This window comes from Streptomyces sp. NPDC006624, from assembly GCF_040611555.1.
Classification (GTDB): domain Bacteria; phylum Actinomycetota; class Actinomycetes; order Streptomycetales; family Streptomycetaceae; genus Streptomyces.
The window spans coordinates 73,443-98,325 of record NZ_JBEXOM010000002.1; the positions used below are offsets into that span (position 1 = coordinate 73,443).

At 66.5% G+C, this 24,883-nt stretch carries 18 protein-coding genes and 1 pseudogene; 13 read left to right on the forward strand and 6 right to left on the reverse strand.

The features are described 5' to 3' along the window. The first annotated feature begins 509 nt into the window (after window positions 1-509). Both ABZY20_RS03985 and ABZY20_RS03990 read left to right on the forward strand, forming a co-directional pair. Window positions 510-1,396: pseudogene (locus tag ABZY20_RS03985) on the forward strand (transposase). A gap of 351 nt (window positions 1,397-1,747) precedes the next feature. Beyond that, window positions 1,748-2,728 (forward strand): HNH endonuclease, encoded by a 981-nt coding sequence (locus ABZY20_RS03990; RefSeq protein ID WP_356436184.1) that lies wholly within the window; start codon window positions 1,748-1,750, stop codon window positions 2,726-2,728. Between the two features lie 560 nt (window positions 2,729-3,288). On the opposite strand, the gene ABZY20_RS03995 is transcribed toward ABZY20_RS03990, so the two are convergent. Beyond that, window positions 3,289-4,434, reverse strand: coding sequence for a DNA cytosine methyltransferase (locus ABZY20_RS03995; RefSeq protein ID WP_356436187.1), 1,146 nt, complete (start codon window positions 4,432-4,434; stop codon window positions 3,289-3,291). Window positions 4,435-4,934: 500 nt separating this feature from the next. On the opposite strand from ABZY20_RS03995, the gene ABZY20_RS04000 reads away from it, so the two are divergent. Genes ABZY20_RS04000 through ABZY20_RS04010 form a run of 3 tightly spaced genes read left to right on the forward strand, consistent with a single transcriptional unit; the run spans window position 4,935 to window position 13,260 of the window. Beyond that, window positions 4,935-6,773 carry a hypothetical protein gene (locus ABZY20_RS04000; RefSeq protein WP_356436190.1) on the forward strand — a complete coding sequence of 613 codons (1,839 nt, stop codon included), beginning with the start codon at window positions 4,935-4,937 and terminating at the stop codon, window positions 6,771-6,773. Next, complete coding sequence (locus ABZY20_RS04005; protein WP_356436193.1) at window positions 6,773-8,206, forward strand: hypothetical protein; 1,434 nt, start codon at window positions 6,773-6,775, stop codon at window positions 8,204-8,206. The genes ABZY20_RS04000 and ABZY20_RS04005 overlap by 1 nt, the downstream gene beginning before the upstream one ends. Further along, on the forward strand, window positions 8,203-13,260 hold the full coding sequence (locus ABZY20_RS04010) for an FtsK/SpoIIIE domain-containing protein (RefSeq protein WP_356436196.1): 5,058 nt from the start codon (window positions 8,203-8,205) through the stop codon (window positions 13,258-13,260). Before ABZY20_RS04005 ends, ABZY20_RS04010 begins: the two co-directional genes overlap by 4 nt. A 272-nt stretch (window positions 13,261-13,532) precedes the next feature. On the opposite strand, the gene ABZY20_RS04015 is transcribed toward ABZY20_RS04010, so the two are convergent. After that, window positions 13,533-13,964 carry a very short patch repair endonuclease gene (locus tag ABZY20_RS04015; RefSeq protein ID WP_356436198.1) on the reverse strand — a complete coding sequence of 144 codons (432 nt, stop codon included), beginning with the start codon at window positions 13,962-13,964 and terminating at the stop codon, window positions 13,533-13,535. A gap of 119 nt (window positions 13,965-14,083) precedes the next feature. Then, entirely contained in the window at window positions 14,084-14,683 is a 600-nt protein-coding gene (locus tag ABZY20_RS04020) for a toll/interleukin-1 receptor domain-containing protein (protein ID WP_356436201.1), read from the reverse strand. A gap of 1,197 nt (window positions 14,684-15,880) precedes the next feature. Here ABZY20_RS04020 and ABZY20_RS04025 point away from each other — a divergent pair. From ABZY20_RS04025 to ABZY20_RS04035, 3 genes are all read left to right on the forward strand, one after another. Further along, a complete protein-coding gene (locus tag ABZY20_RS04025; protein ID WP_356437376.1) occupies window positions 15,881-16,351 on the forward strand; it encodes a DUF6448 family protein in 471 nt (156 codons plus the stop codon). Continuing rightward, on the forward strand, window positions 16,348-16,614 hold the full coding sequence (locus ABZY20_RS04030; RefSeq protein WP_356436203.1) for a 2TM domain-containing protein: 267 nt from the start codon (window positions 16,348-16,350) through the stop codon (window positions 16,612-16,614). Before ABZY20_RS04025 ends, ABZY20_RS04030 begins: the two co-directional genes overlap by 4 nt. A gap of 98 nt (window positions 16,615-16,712) precedes the next feature. Continuing rightward, entirely contained in the window at window positions 16,713-17,195 is a 483-nt protein-coding gene (locus ABZY20_RS04035) for an Asp23/Gls24 family envelope stress response protein (protein WP_356436205.1), read from the forward strand. 191 nt (window positions 17,196-17,386) lie between these two features. Here the strand turns inward: ABZY20_RS04035 and ABZY20_RS04040 are convergent, their stop codons facing one another. Beyond that, window positions 17,387-18,256 carry an MBL fold metallo-hydrolase gene (locus tag ABZY20_RS04040; RefSeq protein ID WP_356436207.1) on the reverse strand — a complete coding sequence of 290 codons (870 nt, stop codon included), beginning with the start codon at window positions 18,254-18,256 and terminating at the stop codon, window positions 17,387-17,389. Window positions 18,257-18,372: 116 nt separating this feature from the next. Beyond that, entirely contained in the window at window positions 18,373-19,431 is a 1,059-nt protein-coding gene (locus tag ABZY20_RS04045) for a Ku protein (protein WP_356437378.1), read from the reverse strand. Between the two features lie 55 nt (window positions 19,432-19,486). On the opposite strand from ABZY20_RS04045, the gene ligD reads away from it, so the two are divergent. Then, window positions 19,487-20,368 (forward strand): non-homologous end-joining DNA ligase, encoded by an 882-nt coding sequence (ligD, locus tag ABZY20_RS04050; protein WP_356436208.1) that lies wholly within the window; start codon window positions 19,487-19,489, stop codon window positions 20,366-20,368. 16 nt (window positions 20,369-20,384) lie between these two features. Here the strand turns inward: ligD and ABZY20_RS04055 are convergent, their stop codons facing one another. Further along, the gene (locus tag ABZY20_RS04055) at window positions 20,385-21,188 is read right to left on the reverse strand and encodes a nuclease-related domain-containing protein (RefSeq protein WP_356436210.1); all 804 of its coding nucleotides are present in this window, start codon (window positions 21,186-21,188) and stop codon (window positions 20,385-20,387) included. Window positions 21,189-21,352: 164 nt separating this feature from the next. Between ABZY20_RS04055 and ABZY20_RS04060 the strand changes: the two genes are divergently transcribed. From ABZY20_RS04060 to ABZY20_RS04075, 4 genes are all read left to right on the forward strand, one after another. After that, entirely contained in the window at window positions 21,353-21,856 is a 504-nt protein-coding gene (locus ABZY20_RS04060; protein ID WP_356436212.1) for a dual specificity protein phosphatase family protein, read from the forward strand. A gap of 408 nt (window positions 21,857-22,264) precedes the next feature. Further along, window positions 22,265-23,026 carry a hypothetical protein gene (locus tag ABZY20_RS04065; RefSeq protein ID WP_356437380.1) on the forward strand — a complete coding sequence of 254 codons (762 nt, stop codon included), beginning with the start codon at window positions 22,265-22,267 and terminating at the stop codon, window positions 23,024-23,026. Beyond that, a complete protein-coding gene (locus tag ABZY20_RS04070) occupies window positions 23,023-24,276 on the forward strand; it encodes an ATP-binding protein (RefSeq protein ID WP_356436215.1) in 1,254 nt (417 codons plus the stop codon). Before ABZY20_RS04065 ends, ABZY20_RS04070 begins: the two co-directional genes overlap by 4 nt. A 114-nt stretch (window positions 24,277-24,390) precedes the next feature. Beyond that, window positions 24,391-24,846: an SH3 domain-containing protein gene (locus ABZY20_RS04075; RefSeq protein ID WP_356436217.1), complete on the forward strand. Its 456-nt coding sequence runs from the start codon at window positions 24,391-24,393 to the stop codon at window positions 24,844-24,846. Window positions 24,847-24,883 lie beyond the last annotated feature (37 nt).

Genomic DNA, 24,883 nt, shown 5'->3' on the forward strand with positions numbered 1-24,883 from the left:
TCTCCCTACTGGTTCAAGGCGGCTCGCTCCGCTCCCCGCGCGCGGCCCAGCCCCCGGCCGGGCCTGCGCTCCTGTCTCCGCCCCGCTCCAGCCCGGCCGGCGTCTGTGCCGCGCGCACAGCAACCAGCCGCCTGACGTCAGGAAGGGGGCACGTCGCGGCTGGGACGGTCGGCTCCACGGCTTTAGGCAGCCACTTTGGCGCGAGCCTCGAAGATCATGGCCCCAACGTCGTGCTTTACCGGGCAGGTCCACAGACTGCCCGACGCGCCGGAAGCTTACGGGGCCATGATCACTAGCGCCAAAGCAGCTCCGTAAGTTGTTCGGTGGCCCGGGAGGGCCGGATGTGGCTTCAAAGCAGCTTGCAGACCGTGACTCGGTTGGAGTGGCCGTCCGGCCCTCCAGGGCGCCCTGGTCGCTGATTGAAATATGCGGAACGCGTCGCTGTTTACGGAGCTGACGACGGGGTGTCCTACGGGCCGACGGAACGAACTCGGCTGCGGGAGGGACGCGTGAACAAACAGCGGGCCCGGATATGGGTCGGTATCGACGCGGGCAAGGGCCATCACTGGGCCGCAGTGGTCGACGAGACTAGCGCGACCCTGTGGCCGAAGAAGATCGAAAACGACGAGTCTGCGATCCTGACCGCGCTCGGCGAGATCTTGGACCTGGCCGACGAGGTGCACTGGGCGGTGGACATCTCCAGCAGGTCCTCCGCCTTGCTGTTGGCTCTGCTGGCAGCCCATGGTCAAGGGCTGTCTACGTGCCCGGCCGTACCGTCAACCGCATGGCCGGCGCCTACCGGGGCGAGGCCAAAACAGATGCCCGCGACGCCTATGTCATCGCCGAAACCGCCCGCCACCGCCGTGACTTCACACTCGCACTGCCCGGCGAGGACACCGCCGCACAGATCGTCGCCGACCTGGCCACACAGATCCTGGACCTGGACGACCGACTGCGACGCCTCGACCGGCAGATCCGCGACACCTTCCGCACCCACCCACAGGCCGAGATCATCGAGTCTCTGCCCGGCATGGGGCCCATCCTCGGAGCTGAATTCGTCGTCGCCGCAGGAGACCTGACCTCCTACACCGACGCCGGCCACCTCGCGTCAGCCGCCGGACTCGTCCCCGTCCCCCGTGATTCCGGCCGCCGCACCGGCAACCTGCACCGCCCCAAGCGCTACAGCCGCCGCCTGCGCAGAGTCTTCTACCTCCCCGCGCAGACCAGCATCGTCCGAGACGGCCCGAACCGGGACTACTACCTCAAGAAACGCGGCGAGGGCTGCAAACACGTCCAGGCCGTAATCGCCCTCGCACGACGCCGCACCAGCGTGATGTGGGATCTCCTCCGCGACAACCGAACCTTCACCCCCACCCCGTCTACGCAGACGGCCTGACGCAACTCGACGTCACAGAGTCCTCAACGTGGTTGAGACCGGTGGGAGTGCAGCGAGACACACGCGCGCCTGATCGGTCGGCATGCCATCCGTCGTGGCTGGCTTTCGTCGGCTGAGGCACAAACGATCTGCACGACAAGATGCCACCCGCACTGCTGGAGGACGCCCACAGCCTTGACTCGGTCATTGAAACTCCAGCCCAAAAGCCGCTCCGCCGACCTCTCTCCGAGCATCCTCTGCCAGGCAACAACGGGAAGCTGCCAGTCTGCCCGCTACATTGATCGCAGACGCTCGCGCGGGGGCGTGATGGCGTGTGAGCATCTTGGTTCGATGTGCCTTGGGGAGGGTCTCATGACGACGTGGTTGGTGCTGGCGAAGGCCGGGAGCAAGCGAATCAGCGAGGGCTACGACGACAATCCGGCCACCCACTACAGCTGGGACAGCACGGTTAATAACCATGCCAAGTTGAAGGTCGGTGACGTGATCGCCTTGTGGGATGGCACCGAGCTGCTGGGCCTGTCGGTGATCGAGGGCATTGAGGTCGGTCAGGGCGAGAAGGACACCCCGTACTGCCTTAAGTGTGGCAAGGCCGATGTAGCCGAGCGGAAGAAGAAGCTGCCTCGATTCGTGTGCTGGAACCAAGAGTGCAAGCACGAGAGTGATCAGGCCGGCTGGAAGCGTAAGAGGGTCACCACCTACCGCAGCCGGCATGAGGCTGGCTGGATCGACGCCCGCGGCACCCTAATCGCGCCGGAGTTGCGCGCTCTGTGCATGCAGCCCGCCTCACAAAACAGCCTGCGTGAGTTGCGTCCGGACGACTTCCGGCATGCCATCACGCACGGCGGCGTGCCGTTGCCGCTTAGCGTCGTGGACACCACACAGAGGATGATCACCGAAGGGCATGGCACCGCAACCATTCGCGTGCGTAAGGGGCAGCCCGCATTCCGCAAGCATCTGCTGGAGGTGTTCGGCGAGATGTGCGCCTTCACCGGGCCGGCCCCAGGGCAAGCGCTGGAAGCGGCGCATCTGTACAGCTACGCGGCCAAGGGCCGGCACCACAAGGGCGGTGGTCTGCTATTGCGCCGTGACCTTCACCGACTCTTCGATCTCGGCCTGATCGCCGTCTGCCCTCAGACCAAAACCCTGCACGTAGCCGATGCCCTCAGAGCGTACCCGGACTACGCCAAGTTGAACGACTCCCCGTTGACCGTGCGCGTGACAGATGATCATCTCAAGTGGCTAACCAAGCACTGGGCTATGCACCGCGCGGGCACAGACGCCCATGCCTCCCCAGCCTGCCCCCGTCGAGGTGGCCACCGCATAGAGCACTGACCTATCGGCCGCACCTACTTTCTAGCCACCTGTCAGTGTCAGTGTTCCGTTCAACATGAGATCACGGACCGAGTCGGTTCCGGTCTATGTGAGCTCGCCCTTGGATAGCAGCTCGCTGGTCGCGTCCTCGGCTCGACGAAGAACGATTCGACCGTCCCCCAGGCTGTAAGCAATGATCTCGGAGCCGCAACCTAGACCGGCCTCTGCCAAGAGTCCGAGGGGAAGTTGGATCGCGCCGTCATCGCTAATAGTCAGTTGCACGGGTTCGCGAAGCATGCGCATAGCCTGCCACAGCGGTCGCAACGTGCACCGGCTGCCCTTACTCGAACGCCGGTACCGAACCCCAGCTGTAGATCCAGGGCGAGCCGAGTTCCAAGGCTGCGGCCGCACATGCACGTAGGTGAATACACGGAGGAGCCGCCCGACCGGCACAAGCGCAGTTAGAGATCCGGCAATCGCACCGTGGTGCGGCCAAGGCTGATGCCCGGCCCGACTCCCGGACCACCAGCAGGGTATGCGCCTACCTCAAACACTCTCGGACGGATCAGATCTGTGCAGGCTCAGCAGGCGAGGCCGACAGCAGGCGCAGCAAAATCGTCCTCAAGCAACTGGGAAGGTTCATCCTTCACCTGCAGAACCTCAGCCTCGAAGAGATTTGAGGTCAGCAGCTCGGTCAGAGGTGGAGGTACGGCGTTGCCGATGATGACCTGAACCTCAGTGCGAGTCAGCTCATAGCGAGGCTTGGCCCTCTCGTCGACGAACTTGAAATAGTCTGGGAAGCTCTGAATACGCGCGGCCTCGTGAGCGGTCAGACATCGCGGGACACCAGGATGGACAAATCTTCCGCGACCCATCGTCGCGAAACCGCTGGTAATGGTCTGAGCCGGACGGTCCCACCACAAGCGGCCGTACATTGCCGTGTAATTGTGGTTGCCCTGGTGGCACTCGGGACGCTCTTCGTTCGGCAGATTGTGCTCGTCGTTCTCGAAGAGATAGTTCATACGCCGCTGGTTATCCGGGCTGGGTATGGCAGCTTCATCGAAGAAGCTCTTCGGTCGAACGTCGAGCAGGTCACCGATCGCCCAACGGAGGTCGTGCGGTGCGACATCGTGGTCTTCGATCTGCAGTAGATCAGCAGCCGAATAACCAAAAGGCAGCGCGTCTTCCCGAATGGCCAGCAGTATGTGGCGCTTGCGCGTCTGGGCAACCCCGAGCTTCAGCAGGTCGATACGGCTGGTAGCGACGTCGTATCCAAGCTTCCTAAGGTGAGCGATGGCACGGGAGACCACCTGCTGTTTGTCATTGACGACCGCCAGCACGTTCTCGATGACGACTGCACGGGGCAGTAGAACCTCTGTGGCGCGGGCCATGCGCAAGTACAGGCGGTTCTTGGGGTCGGTGCGGCGTGTGTGGTTATTGAGGTTGCTGTGCCCCTGACACGGCGGCCCGCCGACCAGAAGCCCTACCTCACCCACCGCTGAGACAGTCTCGGTCTCCCGAGCAGTCAGCGGAGCACCAAGGTCACCGTCGAAGTAGGACTCGACGGCTCCCTTTTGCACGTTGGCCTTGGGGAAATTGACCTTGAAGACCTTGGTGGGAGCTGCCTCAAAGTCAACTGCGAGACGAACATCCAGCGCGACGTCCCGCTTGTGCGCTGCCTGGGCAACACCGAGAGTGAGTCCACCGCAGCCGGCGAAGAGGTCCACTACTCTCAGAGAGCCGACGCCCTCCTCAAACTTCGGTCGCCGCTTGGCCCGCAAGGGGTGCCTCTCACCCACGTGTGACCCCCATCTGCGCTTGCCTGTCGAACTGGCGGAACGAGCGCATAGTACTCGATCAACGATGGAAGCGAGCGGCTGGCCTGCACCTGCGTACCACCTGAAGCTGCTGATCGCGACCGTTCTTCGTAAACACCGTCCGACAGTAGGGGAACCCTCAACGGGCGCCTCACCGGGAGTCAGTTGCGTTGCTGCTACCACCGAGTCGCCGTCAAGGCTTGCGTCCCGCGCACCCCCGGGCGATCGCAGGAAGCGTCATGCCTCAGCGACAAGAGCGGTCGTCACGGATTCCCGAGATCCTAGCCAGAGTCACACTCTGGCGTCTAGACGCCCACTCAAGCGCTCTGACGTGCACTTTGACCTACCGTCAGAGATGTGCGAGCTAGACTTTGACAGCGCTCCCGGCTCGGTCGACGAAGGACAACAGCATGCCGCTAGAGGTCAACGCACATGTCCAACGGATACGCCGATACCAGCCGTTCGATGTCGACGCCTCGGAGATGATCTACGAGCGGGCGGATCAGACGGACCGCACGCAGTCGCCTTACCGCGTCGTGACGCTGGACTACCTGCTAGGGGTCATTGAGCAACCGACCACTAAGACCATCGTCCTCACCGGGGACGCCGGGCACGGCAAAACAAGCCTGTGCGCTAACCTTCTGGCCGAACTGATGGTTGGTGAGAATCCGATCCCCTCGGATGTCCGGAGAACGGTTTTCAACGAGCTGCTCGAGGCCGGGGACGCCAGCCGCCCCCTCGCCCAAACCCGCAGCGGGCGCCCGCTGTACATCCTCAGGGACCTCAGCGAGCTAAGCGTGCAGGCGGGCGCCCACAAGCTCGTGCAGCTGCTCGACCCACCTGACCAGGGCGTCGCGATCATCTGTGCAAACGAGGGCCAGCTACGTCAGTGCGTCGCCGAAGACGATAACCGCGACAGCAGCGGAACCGGGCGCGCCAACATTCTGGTGAAGACCCTCACGGATGGCATTGCTCGTGGGCAGGTCAGCGACCCTGCTGGCACGGTCACTGTCATCAACCTCAACTACCAGTCCGTGGCGACCGACAGCCGCAACGGCGGGCTCGTCACTTGGGTCCTGAAGCAGTGGACGACCCCGCGATGGTCGCGCTGGAAACCCTGTGACATCTGTGATGCACGTGAGATCTGCCCAATTCTGGCCAATCGCAATGAACTGCACGACGCCACCCACGGGCCTCAGCGCCGAGCCGCGATCCGTGACCTGTTTGCCGCAGCCGAGCGCACCGGAGCCGTAGTCACGACCCGCCAGGCGCTGTCCGTGACGAGTTACATGCTCACCGGAGGGCTGGCCTGTGAGGACGTCCATGCCAAGTACCAATGGTCGCACTCGAACAAGTTGTGGCAGGCTCCCCACCTGTACCATCAGGCGCTCTTCGGTGACCGGTTGACCCAGCAACAACGTAATCGCGTTCCTGCCTTCCTTGCGCTGCGCAAGCTGGACCCGGGCAAGGTGTCTCGTCGCCAGGTTGACGACCGTCTCGACCCGGACACAGCCGGCCGATTCCCTCCAAGGGATCCCAGAAGCTACTTGCAGACGGCCCGTACGACCCGGGACGCGCAGAAGCAGGCCGAACAGTTGCGGGGCCTGTACACGTTCCTGCGTCGTGCTGACTTCTTCAACAACATTGACGACAGCGATCGGTTCGCCCGCATGGGCTTGCAGGCCGGGGACGACTTTGTCAGTGTCCAGAAGGAGAATGGGGACCCGGCAGACACCGCGGTGCGCGACCGCTTCCTCAAGGGCTTGGAAGCCGTCCAGGGTATCCACCGAGCTGGGAGCAATCCTGACTTCCTTGTGCTTGACCCGGCCTTCTTTGCCCAGCGCGCCCGGGCAGCCGTGATCTCCCGACGGGTGTCCAGCAAGGGCGTCGAGGTGGTCGACCAGGTCACCCAGTGGCAGAAAGAAGACCGTACGGTCGACATCCCAGGGATGCGGAATGCCGTCGAGTGGCTCAACCGTTCCATCTTCATCCGTATCCCGGCCGTCGCCCCTGGCCAAAGCGCCGTTTCCGTCGAAGTCGATCTTCTGCGCTTCGAGTTGTTGACACGGTGGGCCGCAGGTCTGCGCAGCGAGGTCCAGCACGAGGCCGAGATCCGCGGACTGAGCGGGGCCCTGGCGGAGCTGGCTGACTTGTTGAACAGGGACGACGAGATCCAGGTACTGGTAGGCAACGTCATGAGAAAGCTCATGATCGACGTGGGCGACAAGATCAGGTCGGTGCGGGCGTAATGGCTGATCGTTCCAAGGCAGAGGTCGTCCGTCGTCTCTTCGGGGTGAATCTCGAACAGCAGGGCCGCGGCTTTTATGTACCACTTGAGATGCTTGCGATCGCCCGCGGCGTCTACCTGGCACATCAGGAAGACCCAGAGAACTACGCAGAACTCCTGGATGACGCAGACACGGTCGCCTACAAGAGGACCTCACACGACCTGGCTCGGCGGATCGCAACCAATGCTGCCATCGCTGAAGGCGCGGATGAACTTAGTAAAGCGGTCGAGCTGGATTCACCCGAGACGTTGGAGACGCTCCATGCCCTGTTCTCTTCCCTCTTGGTAGAGATTCCGGGCCGTCGCAGTCAGCCCAGCTGGTTCGGGGCGCACATCTATCCATTCGTCGGTGAACTCATTCACTACGACGCGGTCGATCGGCGAGTCCATCAACGCAGCTCCTCCTCCAAGAAAAAGGAGCAGGCCAACAAGCTAAAGGGCAAAGTTAAGGCTCCGAGCATCGAGCGCTATCTTTTCCGTGGTGGTGGGAGCTGGGCCTACAAGGTTCTACGCAGCGACCCTGACCCTGACCGCAAGGCGGCTACCCGACAAGGCCTCGGTGACCTCGTTCGAGACAGCGGCACGCCGCTGGGTAACCTCGCCAAGGCTCTTAGTGCCCACGACTTCGACTTCGACGAAGAGCCGTATGAAGACGATTCAGAAAAAGAAATCGATTTGTACGAGGAGCTCAGCCCGTGGCCTGGCCTGTTGAGGAATGGGGCTCGTAACATCGTCGCCCGTACTACGACACCCAGAGCCAAACGCACCGAGAGCCTCATGCACTGGGTCCCCTATTGCTTGGCCCGCCACCAGCTTCACCTTGCACGCAGGAAGCTGGGTTTCACCGACGGCGAGTCAATCCTGTTGGACTTCGGTAACGAGGCGACCCCGCTGCGCAGCGAGTCACAAAAGACTCTCACCAGCTTCCGCAACGACATCGCCAACGCGATCAACGTCCAAGCCCGAGAAATGATCGGCGACGCCGAAGGCGACGAGGACAAGAAGGGACGCTACGAGCGATTCACCGAAAAGACTGGCAATGCGGTCGCATCACCTCGAGCGTTTTTCAGCGAGACCCTCGCCGCTGTGGGGGCCCTGAACGCGACGGGCGGACGCCGACACTTCACTATGAAGCCCCCGATGCTTGAGGCGCTAGTGTCCGCCACTGTCCCGCAGGGCACAGAGATGGAGTTCGACCAGTTCTGCGCACTGTTGTACAAGGACTACGGCCTAGTGACGGAGAACAAGGTCGCGGCTAGGAGCCCTTTGGCCCACGAGGTCGACTCGTCGGTGCTTGCCCACAACGGCAAGGCGTTCCGCGAGAAGCTGGCAGCTATCGGTCTGCTCACTCAGTATTCAGACGCAACCAGCATGGTTAGAGGGGAGCCCCGGTGACCGACAACAGCATCCGAGCGCTCGGCCGGTTCGTCGCAGATGAAGCCCTGCGCAAGGTCACTGAGGCCAGCGAGGCCCGTGTCGGCCTGCGCGTCAGCGGGTTCGATCAGGCGACCGTGGCCGAGGCGCTCCGTCGCACGGCCCAGAGGCTGTCGGAGTCGCCGGCACTTCAGGTTGTCGTCAAGGTCGGCACCGCGAAGCAGATTGATGGGGTACCTGTTGAGTTCCTGCTGAATCGGGGGGACCAGCTGACCAAGTGGCGAAATTCCGTCCAGGGCACGGCAGTATTGCTGTTCGAGTGGGGGCAGTCTCCCGACGCCCAAGGCCTAGCGGCCATGAACGCCCTTGACGATGCCGCAATCCTGGGAGACCACCATGACACCTCCGGCGAGCTCGGCTTCGACAGGTTCATGGCAGAGGTATGGCGGGACGCGGGTGGCAGCGGCACCGTTCCGGCCCTCATGGCTGACTCCCTGCGGGAGATCTGGCGTGCCGTGACCGATGAAGATCCCCGGTCCTTGCATCGCTGGGCAGCCTTCCTGGTCGAGACAGCTCAGAGGGTCGCAGCAAGTCGGGTCCACACGCGTGACGTCGTCTGTACCGAGATTTCTGCAGCGCTGCCCGCCCTGGGCCTCTTCCCAGACCGAGGCCTATTCGTCAAGCCCGCCGCGCTGCCTGCCCGGATCAAGAAGAACGTCTGCGTCAGTGTCTTTAAGCAACCCACCGGAAAGGAAATCATCGCGGAAGACCTGATAGACCGCATCACCGCGACTGAGTTCAGCGAGGAATCTCTTGCTCACGTTGGAGCGGACTCAGAGACTGTCAAAACCCGCATGCGCGACCTCGTACTCAATCTCAACCTCAACCATAGCGGGCCTGTCTTGCAGGATCGTCGTCAACTGCGCTCTGGGCAGGACCTGACCCTCTGGCTTGAGGTCTTCGAGCAGAAGTCCAAGAAGATCGGCCTGGGGCAGCAGGTCCGGCAAGAGATCGAGAGGAAGGCCCCAGACCGGGTCGACGACTTCGACGCCATGATGATCGAAGACGCCCTTGACCGCGGCGACCAAGAATCCGCACAGCGCTTCCTTGACGAGACTCCCGTCGGTGGCACTGAACCCCTGGCCGACCTGTTGAACAAGCGTTCGCGCCGCAAAGTGGAAAAGCTTGCTTTCCCGGACTCTCAATTCGTCCAGGACCCACTGCGTGCCCTGCTGCGTGAGCTGACCTATTTCTCCGACGAAGAGGAAGGTCCCGTCGTCGTCGGACTTGAAGGCAATCAGGAAGCCGGACGATGGAGCCGCTGGTTGTTCGCTTTCCTCTACGCACGCACGCTGCGTGAAATCCAGGACTCCACCACCGGGCTTCGCCTGACTTTGGAGGTGAACGAGTGCCTGCTGGACGTGAGGAAGCCGGACCTGCCGGAGGCCCAAGAAACCCAAGAGCCGTTCGACCTGAACACCGAGTGGGCCCCTCTACGCATCCTGGTAGAGATGGACGGCGCCGCCCAGCGACGTTTTCGTTGGGACCCCGTGGGCATTCCTGGGCAAATAGCACTGGCAGCCCTCATCGACAGCTGGCGAAACCCCCCTGGCCATGCCAGCAATCTAACCTTCGACACCTTCCTCGAAAAGTTTAACGACCCCCGGCAGTGGCAGGTCGACGAGCCTGCGCCTGTCCCCGAACCTCACTTCGCCGGCCAGCTGGAGTGCCTCAAGCGGAAGCACTTCAAGCAGTTCTCCGAAGGGCTCGACGCCGGCAGCATTAATGATTACGTAAGCGAGTGGGAAGCTATCCTCCGTGAAGCTCGAACCACTCTTATTCCCAACAACGCTCCGGATGCAGACCTTGAGGCCGTCGTCCTGACTGATGTCGTCGGTCTAGCCAATCACCGCATGATGATGCTGGCCACCCACCCGCTGAAGCTGCGATGGCTGGCCAAAAACTATGCAGAGACCGCCGCCAGCATTAAGACGGCCTTGAACAAAGAGGGAGGTCTGAGTCTCAACCAGGAGAACGAGGATCTCTTCTTCGACGCCATCGACCGCATCTCTCCTCACGGAACACCAGCGGTCCTCGTTGGGCCGGGCGGCACGATCGCCATTCCGATGCGGGAATCGGCCGGGCACGAGGAGTACGCCCCGGTACGCCACGGCGGCAATGAGTCCAAGGACTGGCTCTCCAGCGTCGACGAGACCGCAATCGACGAGATGGTCCGCGTCATCACCGACTATCTGACGACCTACCCTCACAAGCTTGACGGCCTTCGCGTACTGCTCTTGGACCGCAACGGCGACCCTATCCTGCCCATGCGTGTGGCCAAGCAGGTACGGGCCAAGAATCCCCGTTTGAAGGTAGACCTGGTCGTCCTGGCTCCTCAGGCCACCCATCACGAGATCATCCAGGGTTTTGACCTGCAATTCTCCAGCACGGAGATGTCCGAGGACAGCTTCCTGCCCGATGTTCAACTCATTCTGCAGGCATGGGAGCCCGACCAGAAAGCGGACCTGTCAGGGCTGGAAGACACCGTAGACATCGCCCTGGCTCCGGCACTGTTTGGTACCCAGACGAGTGTCAAGGAGAGCACCAAGAAGGCATCTTTGTCGGGTGCCTACAACCCCTGGAAGCACCCGGCCTCACACAATCTGGCTCAGACCAGCCAGAACGTCGTAAGAGCGCTTCTCCCCGAGACCGCAGACGAGACTCTTGAGTCCTGGTCCACCCTGTGCGTGCGCTACCACCGCCATTCCCCAGTCTCCGGCGAGAGCGTCGACGGCATCGACTACTTCGAGATGCAGGTGCAGTTCGACCAGCATCAGGACTTGTTCGCCGAACTGCACCGCGTGGCCCACTGGGTCGTGACCCTTGACAGCTTCATCGGCCGTGAGCAGATCGATGCCCTGCGCAACCGCCCTGATGTCATTCTCGTCAAGCCGAGTGTCGGCAAGAACGAGTCATACACACTCATTGTTAGCTCGCAGACCGGCCAGCAGTTCGTCGTCCAGCGACTGCAACGCCGCCTGGAGCAGATCGGCGTCGTTACTCCGCAGGACTCCGAAGGCACCGCCAAGAGGATTTACGAGGTCGGCCGCAACGTGGCTCCTGGGGCTGTGTTGCGCTCCCTCGGTATCGGCACCACGGTCAATGAAGTCGTCGGCCTGGTCGCCACACGTTTTGTCATCGATCAGCAGTTTCCCGTCCCTCGGTCGGGCACGAGTCTGGTCACCTGGATCAGCTTCGACGAGCACCACCGCTGGTTCGGTCGCGGACACAAAACCCGTGCCGATCTCGGGCGCTTCGTACTGACCATCCAGGACAACGGCACGGTTCTCCTGGATGTCCTGGTCGCCGAATCGAAGTTCCGCCGCATGTTCGACGTTGGCTCGGCCGAAGAGCAGCTCAACCGCACCACCGACCTTTGCGAGGACGCTTTCCGCTCGGGCGGCGAGGCTCGCCACGACCGTCCCTTCTGGCTGGACGAGCTTGCCGCCGCGATCCTTCAGACCAGTGGAAACGCCCTGCAGGCCGCCGAACTTCCAGCTCGCACCATCATCGGCGACAGCGATCATCGTCAGGTCGAAGCGAAGGTCCTTGACGCCCTGCGCTCCGAGCATGTTCAGCTCGGTCAAGTTTCCGGCGTTGCCGTGGCCATTTCAGCCGAGGACGACCAGCCGGCTCCCGTGGTTGGGAAACTCGGAAAGCACACCCTGGTGAGGCTGCATAAGCACGAGTTGCTGAACCTTATCGGCGCTCTGCGTGCCAATCAGGACCCCACCAACGCTGACCCTATAGTTTTTTCAGGTGGCCTCAGCAGGACAGAGAAGTCGCAAAATGCTGTCGCTAATTCCCCCTCAGCAGACGTCTCTGCCGAAGTGCCTGCCTCGGACGAATCAGCGGAATCTGTCGAGGCCGTCGAAGGAGCTGCTCCGGCGGCCATACCGAGCCGGGTAGATGGTCTCCACGTCGCAGAAAAGGCACACCCAGTCACGCTGAATGCTCACCGCGGTGGCCTCGGCGAGGAGGAGTTGAGGCTTCGATACAACAAGGTCGTAGAGGTCTTCAACCGCCATAAGGTCGCGGTCACCGCCCCGGACATCGGCGCGTGGCAGGAAGGACCGGGCTTTTACATCTTCCGGTTCATCCCCCATCCTGGCGTCACCGTTGACAAGCTGACCAACCGGCGTGACGAGATCTTCCTGGCCCTGGCACTGCCCTCCGGGTTCAGTATCCGCACCCGCAGCGACCGCGGCTCCGTGCTCTTCGAGATCCCCAAGATCGACGACGAGAAGTACGGGGTCGACGCCAAGGCGCTATGGCAGCAGTGCCCGGCCGACCCCGAGAGCCTCATAGCTCCCCTGGGCGCCGACATTGAAGGCAACCCGGTCACAGTCGACCTGTCCTCCGCGGACTCACCACATTTGCTGGTGGCGGGTACTACCGGGTCGGGCAAATCCGTCGCCCTGGAAACGATCCTCAAAGGCCTGATTCGGTACGACAAGAGCAGCCTGCGACTTCGCCTCGTCGACCCGAAGGGCACCGAGCTCGTCGACTTCGAGGACGACCCTCACCTCAACGGCGTGATCGGCATGGACGCCGCCGACGCCATCGAAATTCTTGAGGAAACCGTCGCAGAGATGGACGTGCGCTACAAGGACATGAAGGCGATCCGCACTCGCAAACTCGTCGAGTACAACGCTAAGGTCGACAAAGCAGACCGAAAGCCCTGGATCGTCATTGTCCTGGACGAGTACGCCGACCTCACCAGCGATCCAGAGGAGAAGAAGCGAATCGAAGCGCTACTCAAGCGCCTGACGCAGAAGGCCCGCGCTGCGGGCATCCACGTTATCGCCGCCACACAGCGCCCGAGCGCAGATGTCATCTCGACGACTATCCGCTCCAACTTTCCCGCCCAACTCGCGCTACGGGTCAAGACAGCGACGGACAGTCGTATCATCTTGGATGAGACAGGAGCCGAAGCTCTGGCCGGACAGGGCGATGCCTTCCTTCACACGGCCAAGGGCACTGTACGAGTGCAGGTCGCCTATGACGGGAGCTGACCAGGCCCCGCCATGTTTCGAAGAAGCGCTCGCCGTGCCAGTCCACGAACGGCAACGTGCTTGACGCCGTGTCTTAAGCGACTGCCTCGTCCGGCTGGCCTAGATGGCAGAGGTCGCTCAGCGCACCATTGATGGACGAGCATGCCTACTGAGCACGGACCCGGCACTCTGACCAGGTACCTGACTGCGCCGGCCTCCAACCCGCCGCAGTCAGGTCCGGAGTGCACTTCACCAACTCGAAGTTCCGAAAGCTCTCCAGTCAGCCGCGGGAATCACCCTGCATCCGCCTGCCTACGGGTCATCACTACATCGTGAACCCGCTCAGCGACTGCGGTCGGTACCTCATGTTCCCAGAAGCGCAATACAACCCAACCCAATGCGCTCAGATGCTCGGTGGTCTCCCGATCTCTCATGACGTTACGGTCCAGCTTCGCTCGCCACCAAGCCGCGTTTGCTTTTGGGCTGGTCGTATGGTTGGGACATTTGTGCCAGAAACATCCGTCGAGGAAGACAGCGACCTTGTATTTAGTGAAGGCGATATCAATGCTTCGCCGAGGCATGCCCGGCACGGGGACGTGGATACGGTAGCGCAACCCTGCCCGATGAAGGATTTGTCGAACCGCCAGCTCCTGAGGTGTGTCACGGCGAGGCTGTCGGCTCATGCGCTTCGTGACGGCAGGAGACGAGGGCACCAGGGATTCCATGCTCCCAGTGTTCCCCCCTGATTCCCTGCAACCCAAGCGCGCTCTTCGGAGCGCCTGACAGACAGGGTGAAGAAGTGATCTTACCTCCACAGAGCCCTTGTTCGCGTGCCGTCATGTCGTCAGATCTCGCCGGCCTCTTCCCACCCGCAATCGCTGCAACGGACTCCTGCGTACATGTCGTCCCTGCGGTGATCAAGCGCGCTCCAGCCGTCCAGCTTCGAACTCGGCGCCCCGCAGCGGGGACAACCGATCACGACACCGAACCCTTCGAAGTACCGGTACTCGAGCCCGGAATCTTCGACTGTCTGCTGCATCAGCTTCAGGAGTTGCGCCTGGGACTCGATGCCCGTGAGTTCCCGAGCAGCTCGATCGACATCGCCGTCGGCAAGGGAGACCCACATGATCGTCTCGAGAAGCGGCGGGAGGGGGGTGTCGTCAAGGATGATCGGGATGACCCGGACAGAGTTGTCCCGCAGGCGCCGGCTGAGGGCCACCTCCCACTCTGTGTTCACCCAAGCAGACGTTGAGGAGTTGGCCGACCAGAAGACCATCACGGTGTCCACCAGACTCAGTGCCTCGTTGACCTTGCCCGGAATTGAGTCCCCAGGGCGAATCTCCCAGGAGTCGAGCCAGACGTCGACGCCGAGCAGTCGCAGGCGGGCAGCAAGCGGCTTCACGTCAGGCTTGTCGCGGTGGTTGTGAGAGATGAAGGCGTGCATGGGGCCAGCCTCTCATCGGCAACTCCGCTTGGACGCCTACATCGTCAAACTGACGACATCCGGCAGGCGGGCCCTCTCCGGAGACATAGGCGTTGCAGATGTCGGTCTCTGGCTTGTAGCCGCTTGCGGTCCACACCTTCGCGTCTGAGACGCTGATGATGCTAGCCAGTCGGACGTGGCAACCGAGCAGCCGGCTCGATTACCGCGCAAGTACCCCTGCCAGTCATACGTGCGGAAGGCTATGGGCCCCGAAGATCTATGCAGGTCTGCAGGTGCTGCTCCGCGCACCCGCCCGGTGTTCCGATGACCTAACGGAGCCCCCCGCAGCCTCGACGATTCGCACGGCAATGCCGCCGCTCTGACCCGAGCAATGCTCATAGGCATGCTACGAGCTGTGGACTATATCTGGACCCGTACTCGTCAACCGGTCGTCTATAGGACCGTGGCCTGCGACGATGCCTGGTAGTCAAGCCCCCTCCGGAGCCGTGTGCGCAGGTTCGAATCCTGCCGGGGGCACTTCGCAGGAAGTGTCTGGAGACCCCGCCATCAGCGCCTTCGCTGAGTGCGGGGTCTCGTCGTGTGCGCAGGTGGATGCCGTCGGGAGCGGTTGCTTCGCACAGGGATGGCGTTCGTTTGCCGTTAACTCCTGCACTGTCGGCATGGCTTGAGCCCTTGCTGCTCCGCGCGTTCCCTGGAGATCTCGGTTCGCCCCCTGAACGTGTCCGGTTTGCTGTTCAGGGCTGGGCAGTCGAGGTCGGTGTGGTACGCGTACCGGTACTCACCGATACGCACGTACACGTCCTTCATGAGAGGTCCGTTCGGCTCGCTGGCTTCCGCGTCACCGACGACGCGGTCAGCCTCGTCAACGAGCACGATTGGCCATGGCAACGACCGTCAGAAGAGTTGCCCGGCCTTTCAGCTGCCGCCCGCCCGGAGGGCGCTACCGCGCCGGAACAACTCCTCCGCCGGCCGCCGTCCGAGCCTTGACGAGCGACCGCTGTACGTCGTCCACCAGGTTCCGGAGTCGGCCGGGCCTCACGCCTTCGTGTTCCATCCAGCCGCCGAAGCGTGGACGCGGGTGCCGGACCATGTCCGTCCTATGGCGACGCAGCGTCGAGCGATTGAGCGAGATCTCCGCCTGCACATCTCTCGGAGATCATCGGTCCAGCCCTGTGCCCGGTCTTCCTCGGCCAGGTCCTGCCCTTCGTTCCCGGGGGAGAGGAGGCGGACGTACGGGAGGCTTTTCAATGGACCTTCAAGGTTCGTAGGTTGGGGTCGTACGCTCGGGAGCTGGCCGACCGCTGGTTCTTCGAGACGGTCGTCCGTGTGCACCGCGCCGGAGAGGGCTCTCCCTTCACCGGGCTCAAGCCGGCCGGGCTCGATGTCGGGCCGGTGATTTCCGCCGTTGAGCGTGCCCGCGACTCCGGTTTCGCCGAGGAGTTGATCGGCCTCCTGTGCGGGGTCTTCCGTGATCAGGTGGAAGGCGGTGTGGGCTCATCGTCCGTGGCGGCAGACCCTCGCCCAGCCCCACCCGTGACCACCAGTCCCCGCAGGCCGGGACGGGACCAATGGCCCGGCCTCGTGGAACGAAGGACCCCTGGCGCTGCTCGCGGTGAGCGGCGTCACGATGGTGGGAGAGAGTACGTCGGCCGGGAGGTGACGGCATGAGCCATGTCAGTACGTCACCGGAGTACGACCGGGCCAGGGCCCGGGTGCAGAGGAAGCGGAAGTTCCGCAGCGATCTGATCAGCTATCTCGTGATCAACGGGTTCCTCGTCGTCGTCTGGGCGATCACGGGTCTCGGTTACTTCTGGCCGGGCTGGGTCATGGGGGTGTGGGGTGTGTTCCTGATCCTGTCCGCCTGGGGCCTGTTCTTCCGCCACGAGGTGACCGAGGAGGAGATCCAGCGGGAGTTGCGCAAGCACAAGTGAGGATGCGTCCTCGCCACTTATGCCCCAAACGCACCATTGTTCTACGGTGGAGGGGAACGACGCTGCTCACCCCCTCACCCACCATCGAGGTGACGGTCATGACGGAGACCACTCAGCGCAGGACCACCCCGAACCGGACCGGCCAGCAGGACGGCGGCCCCTCGCAGGGCGGCCGCAAGGATTCGCCGGAAACCCGGGGCAACACCGCGATCGCGGACACGGTCGTGGCGAAGATCGCGGGTATGGCGGCCCGGGAGATTCCCGAGGTGCACAACCTCGGCGGCGGGATGACCAGGGCCTTCGGGGCCGTGCGCCAGCGCGTGCCCGGCACCGGCACCGGCACCGGTGTCACGCAGGGCGTGAAGGTGGAGGTCGGCGAGCGTCAGGCCGCTGTCGATCTGGACGTGGTCATCGAGTACGGCGCTGCCATCGTCGACACCGCGGCGGATGTGCGGACCAACGTCGTGAACGCGATCGAGCGGATGACCGGTCTGGAGGTCGTGGAGGTCAACATCGCCGTCGACGACGTCCACCTGCCGGACGAGGAGGAGCCCGAGCAGGAGGAGCGCCGGGTGGCCTGAGGGGCGCGCTGCCCCGGGGCGGACACAGCGGGGAAGGGACCGACCGTCGGTGCCGTCGGGTGCCGTCGCGTCGGGTGCCGACGCCCTGGGACCGCCCTCGGCCGCCCTCGGCCGTCCCCGGTCGCCCCGGTGGCCCCCCGCTCCTGGCAGCACCGTAAGCCCCGGCGCCCCGGCAGCCCCAGCAGCCGAGGTCAGTAGACCTTCGGGGCCGCTCCCGGCTCGCACGGCACCCGGGCGCGCTCGCCGTGGCCGCAGTGGACGACGCGGTCCGCCAGGCCGATGCGGTCGGCCTCCGCCAGGAACGCGGAGAGCGGTGAGCGCATCACCGTGTAGTCGCCGTAGTGGATCGGCAGGATCAGGCGGGGGTTCAGGCGGCGGGCCAGTTCCGCGCCCTGGGCGCCGTCCATGGTGACCACGAAGCCGCCGGGGAGCGTGGTGCCGCCGAGGTGCAGGAAGGCCAGGTCGGCGGCCGGGAAGCGGTCGGTGATCTCGTCGAGGGCGTCGTGGACGAGCGTGTCGCCCGAGACGTACAGCCGCAGTCTGGGCAGGCCACCCGCCGGGCCGAACTCCAGCATGCTGCCCATCACCGGGGGCAGGAGCCCGCGCAGCACCGGGTGGCCGGCGTGGCGGCCGGGCAGGGCCGTGACCGTGACCTGCCTCCCGTCGCGCTGCAGGGTGAGCGACCGCCAGGTGCGCAGTCCCGCGGTGTGGTGGAAGCCGTGCGCGACCTTCAGGCGGCGGGCCGCGTGCGGTGTCGTCAGGATCGGCACCGTGCGGTCCAGGTGCCGGCGAGCCCGGCGGTCCCAGTGGTCGCCGTGCAGATGGGACAGGACGATCCCGTCGAGGCGGGGGAGGTCGCCCACGTCGAGCGCGGGCTCGGTGAGGCGGCGGCTCACCAGCCCGTACCCGAGGTAGGCGTACTGCCCGCGGTGCAGGAAGTTCGGGTCGGTGAGCAGGGTGAGCGGGCCGTACGACAGCAGGACGGTCGCGTTCCCGATGAAGTGGAGGTCGAGCGCGTCGTCCTGGGCGCGGGCGCGGCGGTCGTGCGTGGGCTGTGGCATCGTGCCCCTCCGCTCTCTCTCCCCCCCCGGCGCCGGCTGGGTACCCGGGCGAGGGCCGTCCAGTCCACCGCCCCGCCCCGCCCGCAGGGCTCCGGGGAGGCGGTGTGCGGGGGGGGTCAGGCCGAGCGCTTGCGGGACGCCGATTTCTTCGCGGGTGTCTTCTTCGCCGCCGTCTTCTTGGCGCCCTGGGCGGACTTGGTGCTCTGGGTGGACTTGGCGCCCTGGGCGGACTTGGCCGTCGACTTCTTCGACGAGGCGGTCGTCTTCTTGGCGGCCGTCTTCTTCGCCGTGGACGTCGACTTCTTGCCGCCGGTCTGCTTGGGGGCGGCGCGGGACGTCGTCTTGCGCTGGGGCAGCGACTTGACCTCGGCGTGGTCCCCGGCCTCCTCGCCGCGGGACTCGCGTGCCGCGCGGACGCTGCTCTCCAGGGCCGCCATCAGGTCCAGGACCTTGCCGCCGGCCGCCGGTTCCGGGGCCTGGGGCAGGGACTCGCCGGCGGCCTTCGCGGCGATGACCTCCTCGACGGCCTCGCGGTACTCGTCGTGCAGGTCCTCCAGGTCGACCTCGCCGAGCGTGTCCATCAGGGCGTCCGCCAGGTCCAGCTCCTTGTCGCGGACCGTGACGCCGGTGTCGGGGGCGACGCCCTCGGGGGCGCGGACCTCGTCCGGCCACAGCAGGCCGTGCATGGCGATGGCGTCGCCGACCACCCGGAGCATGCCCAGCCGCTCCCGGCCGCGCAGGGCGTACTTGGCGATCGCGACCTTGTTGCTGCGCTTGAGGGCCTCCCGCAGCAGGGTGTACGGCTTGGCGGCGGGCGCGCCGCCGGCCTGGAGGTAGTACGCGGCGTCCATCTGGAGCGGGTCGATCCGGTCGGCCGGTACGAAGGCGACGATCTCGATCGTCCTGGCCGTGGGGATGGGCAGGCTGGACAGGTCCTCCTCGGTGATCGGGATGATCGTCCCGTCCGCGTCCTCGTAGCCCTTGCCGATCTCCCCCTGGGTGACCTCGCGGTCCTCCAGTTCGCAGAACTTGCGGTAGCGGATGCGGCCGCCGTCCTCGGTGTGGATCTGGCGGAAGGAGATCGAGTGGCTCTCGGTGGCGTTCACCAGCTTGATCGGAATGCTGACCAGGCCGAACGAGATGGCGCCGTTCCAGATGGATCTCACGTGCAGCACCCTTCCGGTCACGCTCGGGAGCGTTTCGTCATGGTTTGCGTGGGATTCTTATCGTATGGCGCCCATCACGGAGGTGGAGGGGCGACGGCTCGCCCTCAGCAATCTGGAGAAGGTGCTGTATCCCGCCGACGGCTTCACCAAGGGCGAGGTACTGCACTACTACGCGACCGTCGCCGAGGTCCTGCTGCCGCATCTGCGGGACCGGGCGGTGTCCTTCCTGCGGTATCCGGACGGGCCGGACGGGCAGCTGTTCTTCACCAAGAACGTGCCGCCGGGTACGCCCGAGTGGGTCGCCACCGCCGAGGTGCCGCGGGTCGAGGGACCCTCGCGGATGGTGCTGGTGCAGGACCTGCCGAGCCTGATGTGGTCGGCGAACCTGGTCACCGAGTTCCACACCCACCAGTGGCTCGTGGACTCCCCCGACGAGGCCGACCGGATCGTCTTCGACCTCGATCCGGGGGCGCCGGCGGGCATCGTGCAGTGCTGCGAGGTGGCGCTGTGGCTGCGCGAGCGGCTCGCCGCGGACGGGATCGAGGCCTGCGCCAAGACCTCCGGCTCCAAGGGGCTGCATCTGCTGGCAGCGGTGCGCGGGGCGTCGTCCGAGCGGGTGTCCGAGTACGCCAGGCGGCTCGCGGTCGAGGCCGAGAAGGACATGCCCCGGCTGGCCCTGCACCGGATGACGCGCAGCCTGCGGCCCGGGAAGGTGTTCGTCGACTGGAGCCAGAACGCCGCCCGCAAGACCACGGCGGCGCCGTACACCCTGCGCGCCCGCGCGGAGCCGACCGTCTCGGCGCCGGTGACCTGGGAGGAGATCGAGGAGTGCCGCGCTCCGGGCCGCCTGGACTTCCACGCCCGTGACATCGCTCCGCGCGTGCGGGACTACGGCGACCTGCTGGCACCGCTGCTGGACCGGGAGCGGGCGGGAACGCTGCCGTAGCCGGACGGCCGTGCCCTCACACCCGTTCCCATGTGCTCCGGTCCCTCGCCATCGCGTGCAGCGCCTCCACGTCCGCCGGTTTCAGGACGCCGCCCTGGTGGGACAGGGCGTGCAGTTCCGAGTCGGTGAGGATGCGGACGCCACGCGGAGGAGCCGGGATCGAGACGCCCGACGGGGCCAGCAGGGCGAGGACCGGGCGGACCTCGGCCGTCAGCGCGTGGGAGGCGCGGGCGGCGTCGGAACGGACCCGGCGCAGCAGCGGGCGGGGCTCGTGGCGGCCCAGGGCGACGAGCGGGTCGGAGACGGTCACCCGGTGCTTGCGGGCGTACAGGGCGTGGACGGCGTAGAGGCCGCCGGGGCCGATCAGCAGGTGGTGGACGCGGTCGCCGCCCGGGAGCGGCACGGAGTGCACCACGTGCCAGCCCGCGCCGTCGAGGCGGTCCAGGGCGTCCCCGATCGTCTGCTCGGCCGCCAGGGCCCGGCGGCGCGGGTCGGGGCGCAGTCTGCGGGGCGGGCCGGGGTCGCGGTCGAGGGCGACGAGCAGGGCCTCGCCGGGGCGGTTGGGGGCGAGGTCGTCGTCGGGGTGGAGGGTCATCCGGGCGAGCTCGGCGGGCGTCGGCACCGGGGGCGGTCCCACCTCCACGGGGCCGGTGATGAAGGGGCCGAGGGCCGTCATGACCTCGGCCTCGTGGTCCTCGCCGAGGAGGTTCACCCGGGCCGCCTCACGGTCGTACCAGGCGATGTTCCTGCCGTCCGGGAGGCAGACGTAGAGCCGGTCCTGACCGTGCCTCCGGGCCGGTACGACGCGCAGTCCGTCCATGCGGCATCACCCCTGACCATGGGAACAGGCGGGGTGCTGCAGGGGCAAGAACCCGGTTACCTTGGGAAGGAGTTGACCTGCCCGGCGATCAGGCCGGGACAGGGCAGCGTGCCTGGTCGGAGCGCGAGGGCGGGCCCTCGGGCGGTGATGCAGGGGAGGCGCCGTTGCGTACGCGCGGAAAAGCCGACGTGCCGGCTCCGCAGAGCCCGTGGAGCGAGGTCGTGCCCGGTCTGTGGATGGGCGGGCACGAGTTCACGGGGTCGTCGGGCCGGGTGGAGTTCGCCGTCGTACGGGACGAGTTCGACCTGGTGCAGACGCTGCTGCGGCTGCCGGGGCACGGCCCCGAACCGGGCGTCCCGCACCACGTCTGGCCCATCCCGGACGGGCCGCTGGACGGGACGCAGCTCGCCGGGGTGATCCGGCTGGCCGAGGCCGCGTGCGAGGCGCTGGACGAGGGCCGCCGGGTCCTGGTGCGCTGCTACCACGGCTACAACCGCTCGGGCCTCGTCGTCGCGCACGCGCTGATGCGCCGGGGCAGCTCCGCCGACGCGGCGATCCATCTGATCCGGGGGCGCCGCTCGCCCTGGGCGCTGCACAACGACCTGTTCGTCGAGTACCTGCGGGCCGGGCTGACGACGGCCCGGCTGCTGGAGGAACTGACCGAGTAGGGCGGCGCACGGCCGCCCTCCCGCGCAAATGGGACTTCCCCGCGAATAAGGTGTACCCGGCCGGCGGTCGCGTCCGAGCCGTGTGATCATCCGACGAACCGCAGGAGTGCAGTGCCCCGCAGCCGCCCCGGCCCCCGCACGCGCCGTCCCGCCGAGCCCGCCCGCCGTCCCGCCGCTGCCGCGCCTCGTGCCGCCACGCCTCCCCGCCATCCCGCTGAACCCGCCCGCCGTCCCGCTGCCGCCGCACCTCGTACCGCCGCCGCCCGTGCCGCAACGCCTCGCACCGCCGCCCGTAGCGCCACGCCTCGCACCGCCGCCCGTGCCGCAACGCCTCGCACCGCCGCCCGTAGCGTCACGCCTCGCACCGCCGCCCGTGCCGCCGCCGTCCGCCGTACGGCCGTCGTCGCGCTGCTGCTGGCCGCCGCCGTCGGCTGCGGTGACGCCGGAGGGCTGGAGGGCGCGGGGGCGACGCCGACGGCGGTCGGGCCGGCCCGGCTCTGGCCGGAGCTGACGCCGGCGTCCAGTCCGGCGTTCGAGATCGGCGAGGTGAACACCGAGGTGGTCAAGGGGGTCGAGGTGCCCGCCGGCGACGACATCCGCCGGGTCGACCCGGTCGGGATCGTCCGGGCCCAGATCGCCGCCGACCCGGGCGACTACACCGGCGGCGACGCGCCCTACCGCGAGACCGGCCGCCGCATGGCCGACTGCGCCGACGGCCCGGGACACGGACGATGCCCGGTCCTCACGCCGTACTACCGTGACCTGACCGGCGACGGGCGCGACGACCTGGCGCTGGGGTTCCGGCTGCTGCCCGGCAAGACCACCGCCGTGCGCGTCTACACCGTCGACGGCCACCGGCTCGTGCAGGTGATGGCGTGGGAGGACGCGCTGAGCGGAGTGGAGCTGGCCGGGCGGTCCCTCGTCATCCGCTCGCCCTCGGAGGTCGCGGGCTACGAGTACCGCCTGCAGTGGACCTGGGACCCGGACCAGCGGGCGATGCTCCTCACCCACGACGAGATGCTGCGCACCGGCCCGCGCACGCACTCCCGGCACCCCGCCCCCGCCCCCGCCCCCTCGACCTCGCCCTCGTCCTCCGCCTCGCACTCCCTCCGCCCCTCCGGGTCCCCCTCGGCAGGTCCCTCCGTCACCGGCTCGGCGGGCACCGGATGACACCCGCGCTCCCCCGGTGGTCCGGGACGCTCGCCGTGAAGGCCGCCGTCTTCATCACGGTGATGTGCTGCGCCCTGGCGGCCCTGCTCGGTGTCCTGGTGCACGCACAGGTCACGGACCAGACCGTCGACGAGGCCCGCGGCCTGGCGTTGCAGCGGCTGGCGCAGGCGACGGAGCGGTACGAGGCCGGGGACACGCTCGGGCAGGGCGCCGGGGTGGATCCCGCGGGTCTGCCCCGGTCGCTGCGGGACCTGGCGGTGGCCGGGGAGCGCGGCACGATGGTCGCCGAGCTGGAGGGGCGGCCCACCATGTGGGCCGCGGGCCCCGTCGACGGCGGCCGGGCCCTGGCGGTGGCGGTGGACTACTCGCAGCAGGCGCGCACCATCGACGGCCTGGACCGGGCGATCCTGTGGTCGTCGGGGCTGGCGATCGGGGCGACGCTGCTGGTCGGCGCGTTCGCCGTGACCCGGGTGACGCGGCGGCTGCACACCACCGCGCGGGTGGCCCGGCGGATCAGCGCGGGCGATCTCGACGCGCGCGTGAACGACCCCCGGACGCGGCCGGAGGCGAAGCGCCCGCCGCTCCCCCAGGACGAGGTGGCCGCGGTCGCCGCCGCGCTGGACTCCATGGCGGCGTCGCTGCAGGGCAAGCTGCTGGCGGAGCAGCGGTTCACGGCGGACGTGGCGCACGAGCTGCGGACGCCGCTGACCGGGTTGCACGCGGCGGCCGAACTGCTGCCGCCGGGGCGGCCGACGGAGCTGGTGCGGGACCGGGTGGCGGCGCTGCGGACGCTGACCGAGGACCTGCTGGAGATCTCCCGGCTGGACACCGGCCGCGAGCGGCTGGAGCTGGACACGGAGCAGTTGGGGCCGCTCGCCGAGCGGGTGGTGCGGGCGGCCGGGAACGGCACGCAGGTCAGGGTCGTACGGGACGCCTCGGTGGAGACGGACCGGCGGCGGCTGGAGCGGGTGCTGGGGAACCTGGTGGCGAACGCGCACCAGCACGGGCGGGGCCCCGTCGTGCTGACCGTGGACGGACCCGTGGTCACGGTCCGGGATCACGGGGACGGCTTTCCCGGGTACCTGGTCGCGCACGGGCCGCAGCGGTTCCGTACGGAGGGCGGGAGCCGGGGGCACGGGCTGGGGCTGACCATCGCGCGGGGCCAGGCGGAGGTGCTGGGGGCGCGGCTGGTGTTCGGCAACGCCCCCGGCGGCGGTGCCGTGGCGACGCTGGAGCTGCCGGTGGGGTGAGCGCCCCGGGGCGCCTCCTCCTATGGCCCAGTGTGAGGGGCGGAGCCCGCGGGGCGCTCCTAATGTGGCGATTAGTCAGCTTCGACCCCTCAGCCCCTTCATGGAGGTAACGCCATGCCCCTGCGCTCCCGCCTCGCCATAACCGCCGCAGCCGGATGCCTCGCCGCCGCGGCCGCCGTCACGCCCGCCGTCGCCGCGCAAGACGACTGGGACGCGAGCGGTGGCGACGGCTACCACCACTACGACCCCACCGGCGGGAACGGCCACCACGACCCCACCGGCGGCAACGGCCATCACCACGACCCGTCCGGCGGCAACGGCCACCACCACGACCGGCACCTGTACAAGGGCGTGGTGACGGCCGACAGGCTGGCGCTGCGCAGCGCGCCGAACCGGGGCTCGCAGGTCATCCGGTACGCCCACAAGGGCGAGATCGTCAGGATCTTCTGCAAGACGGGTGGCGAGACCGTCAAGGGCAACCCCCTCTGGTACCTCCTCACGGACGGCACCTGGGCCTGGGGCGCAGCCCGCTTCATCGACAACATCGGCCCCGCGCCACGCTGGTGCTGACACTCGGTCACCCAAAGAAGCACAAGACACACTGTTT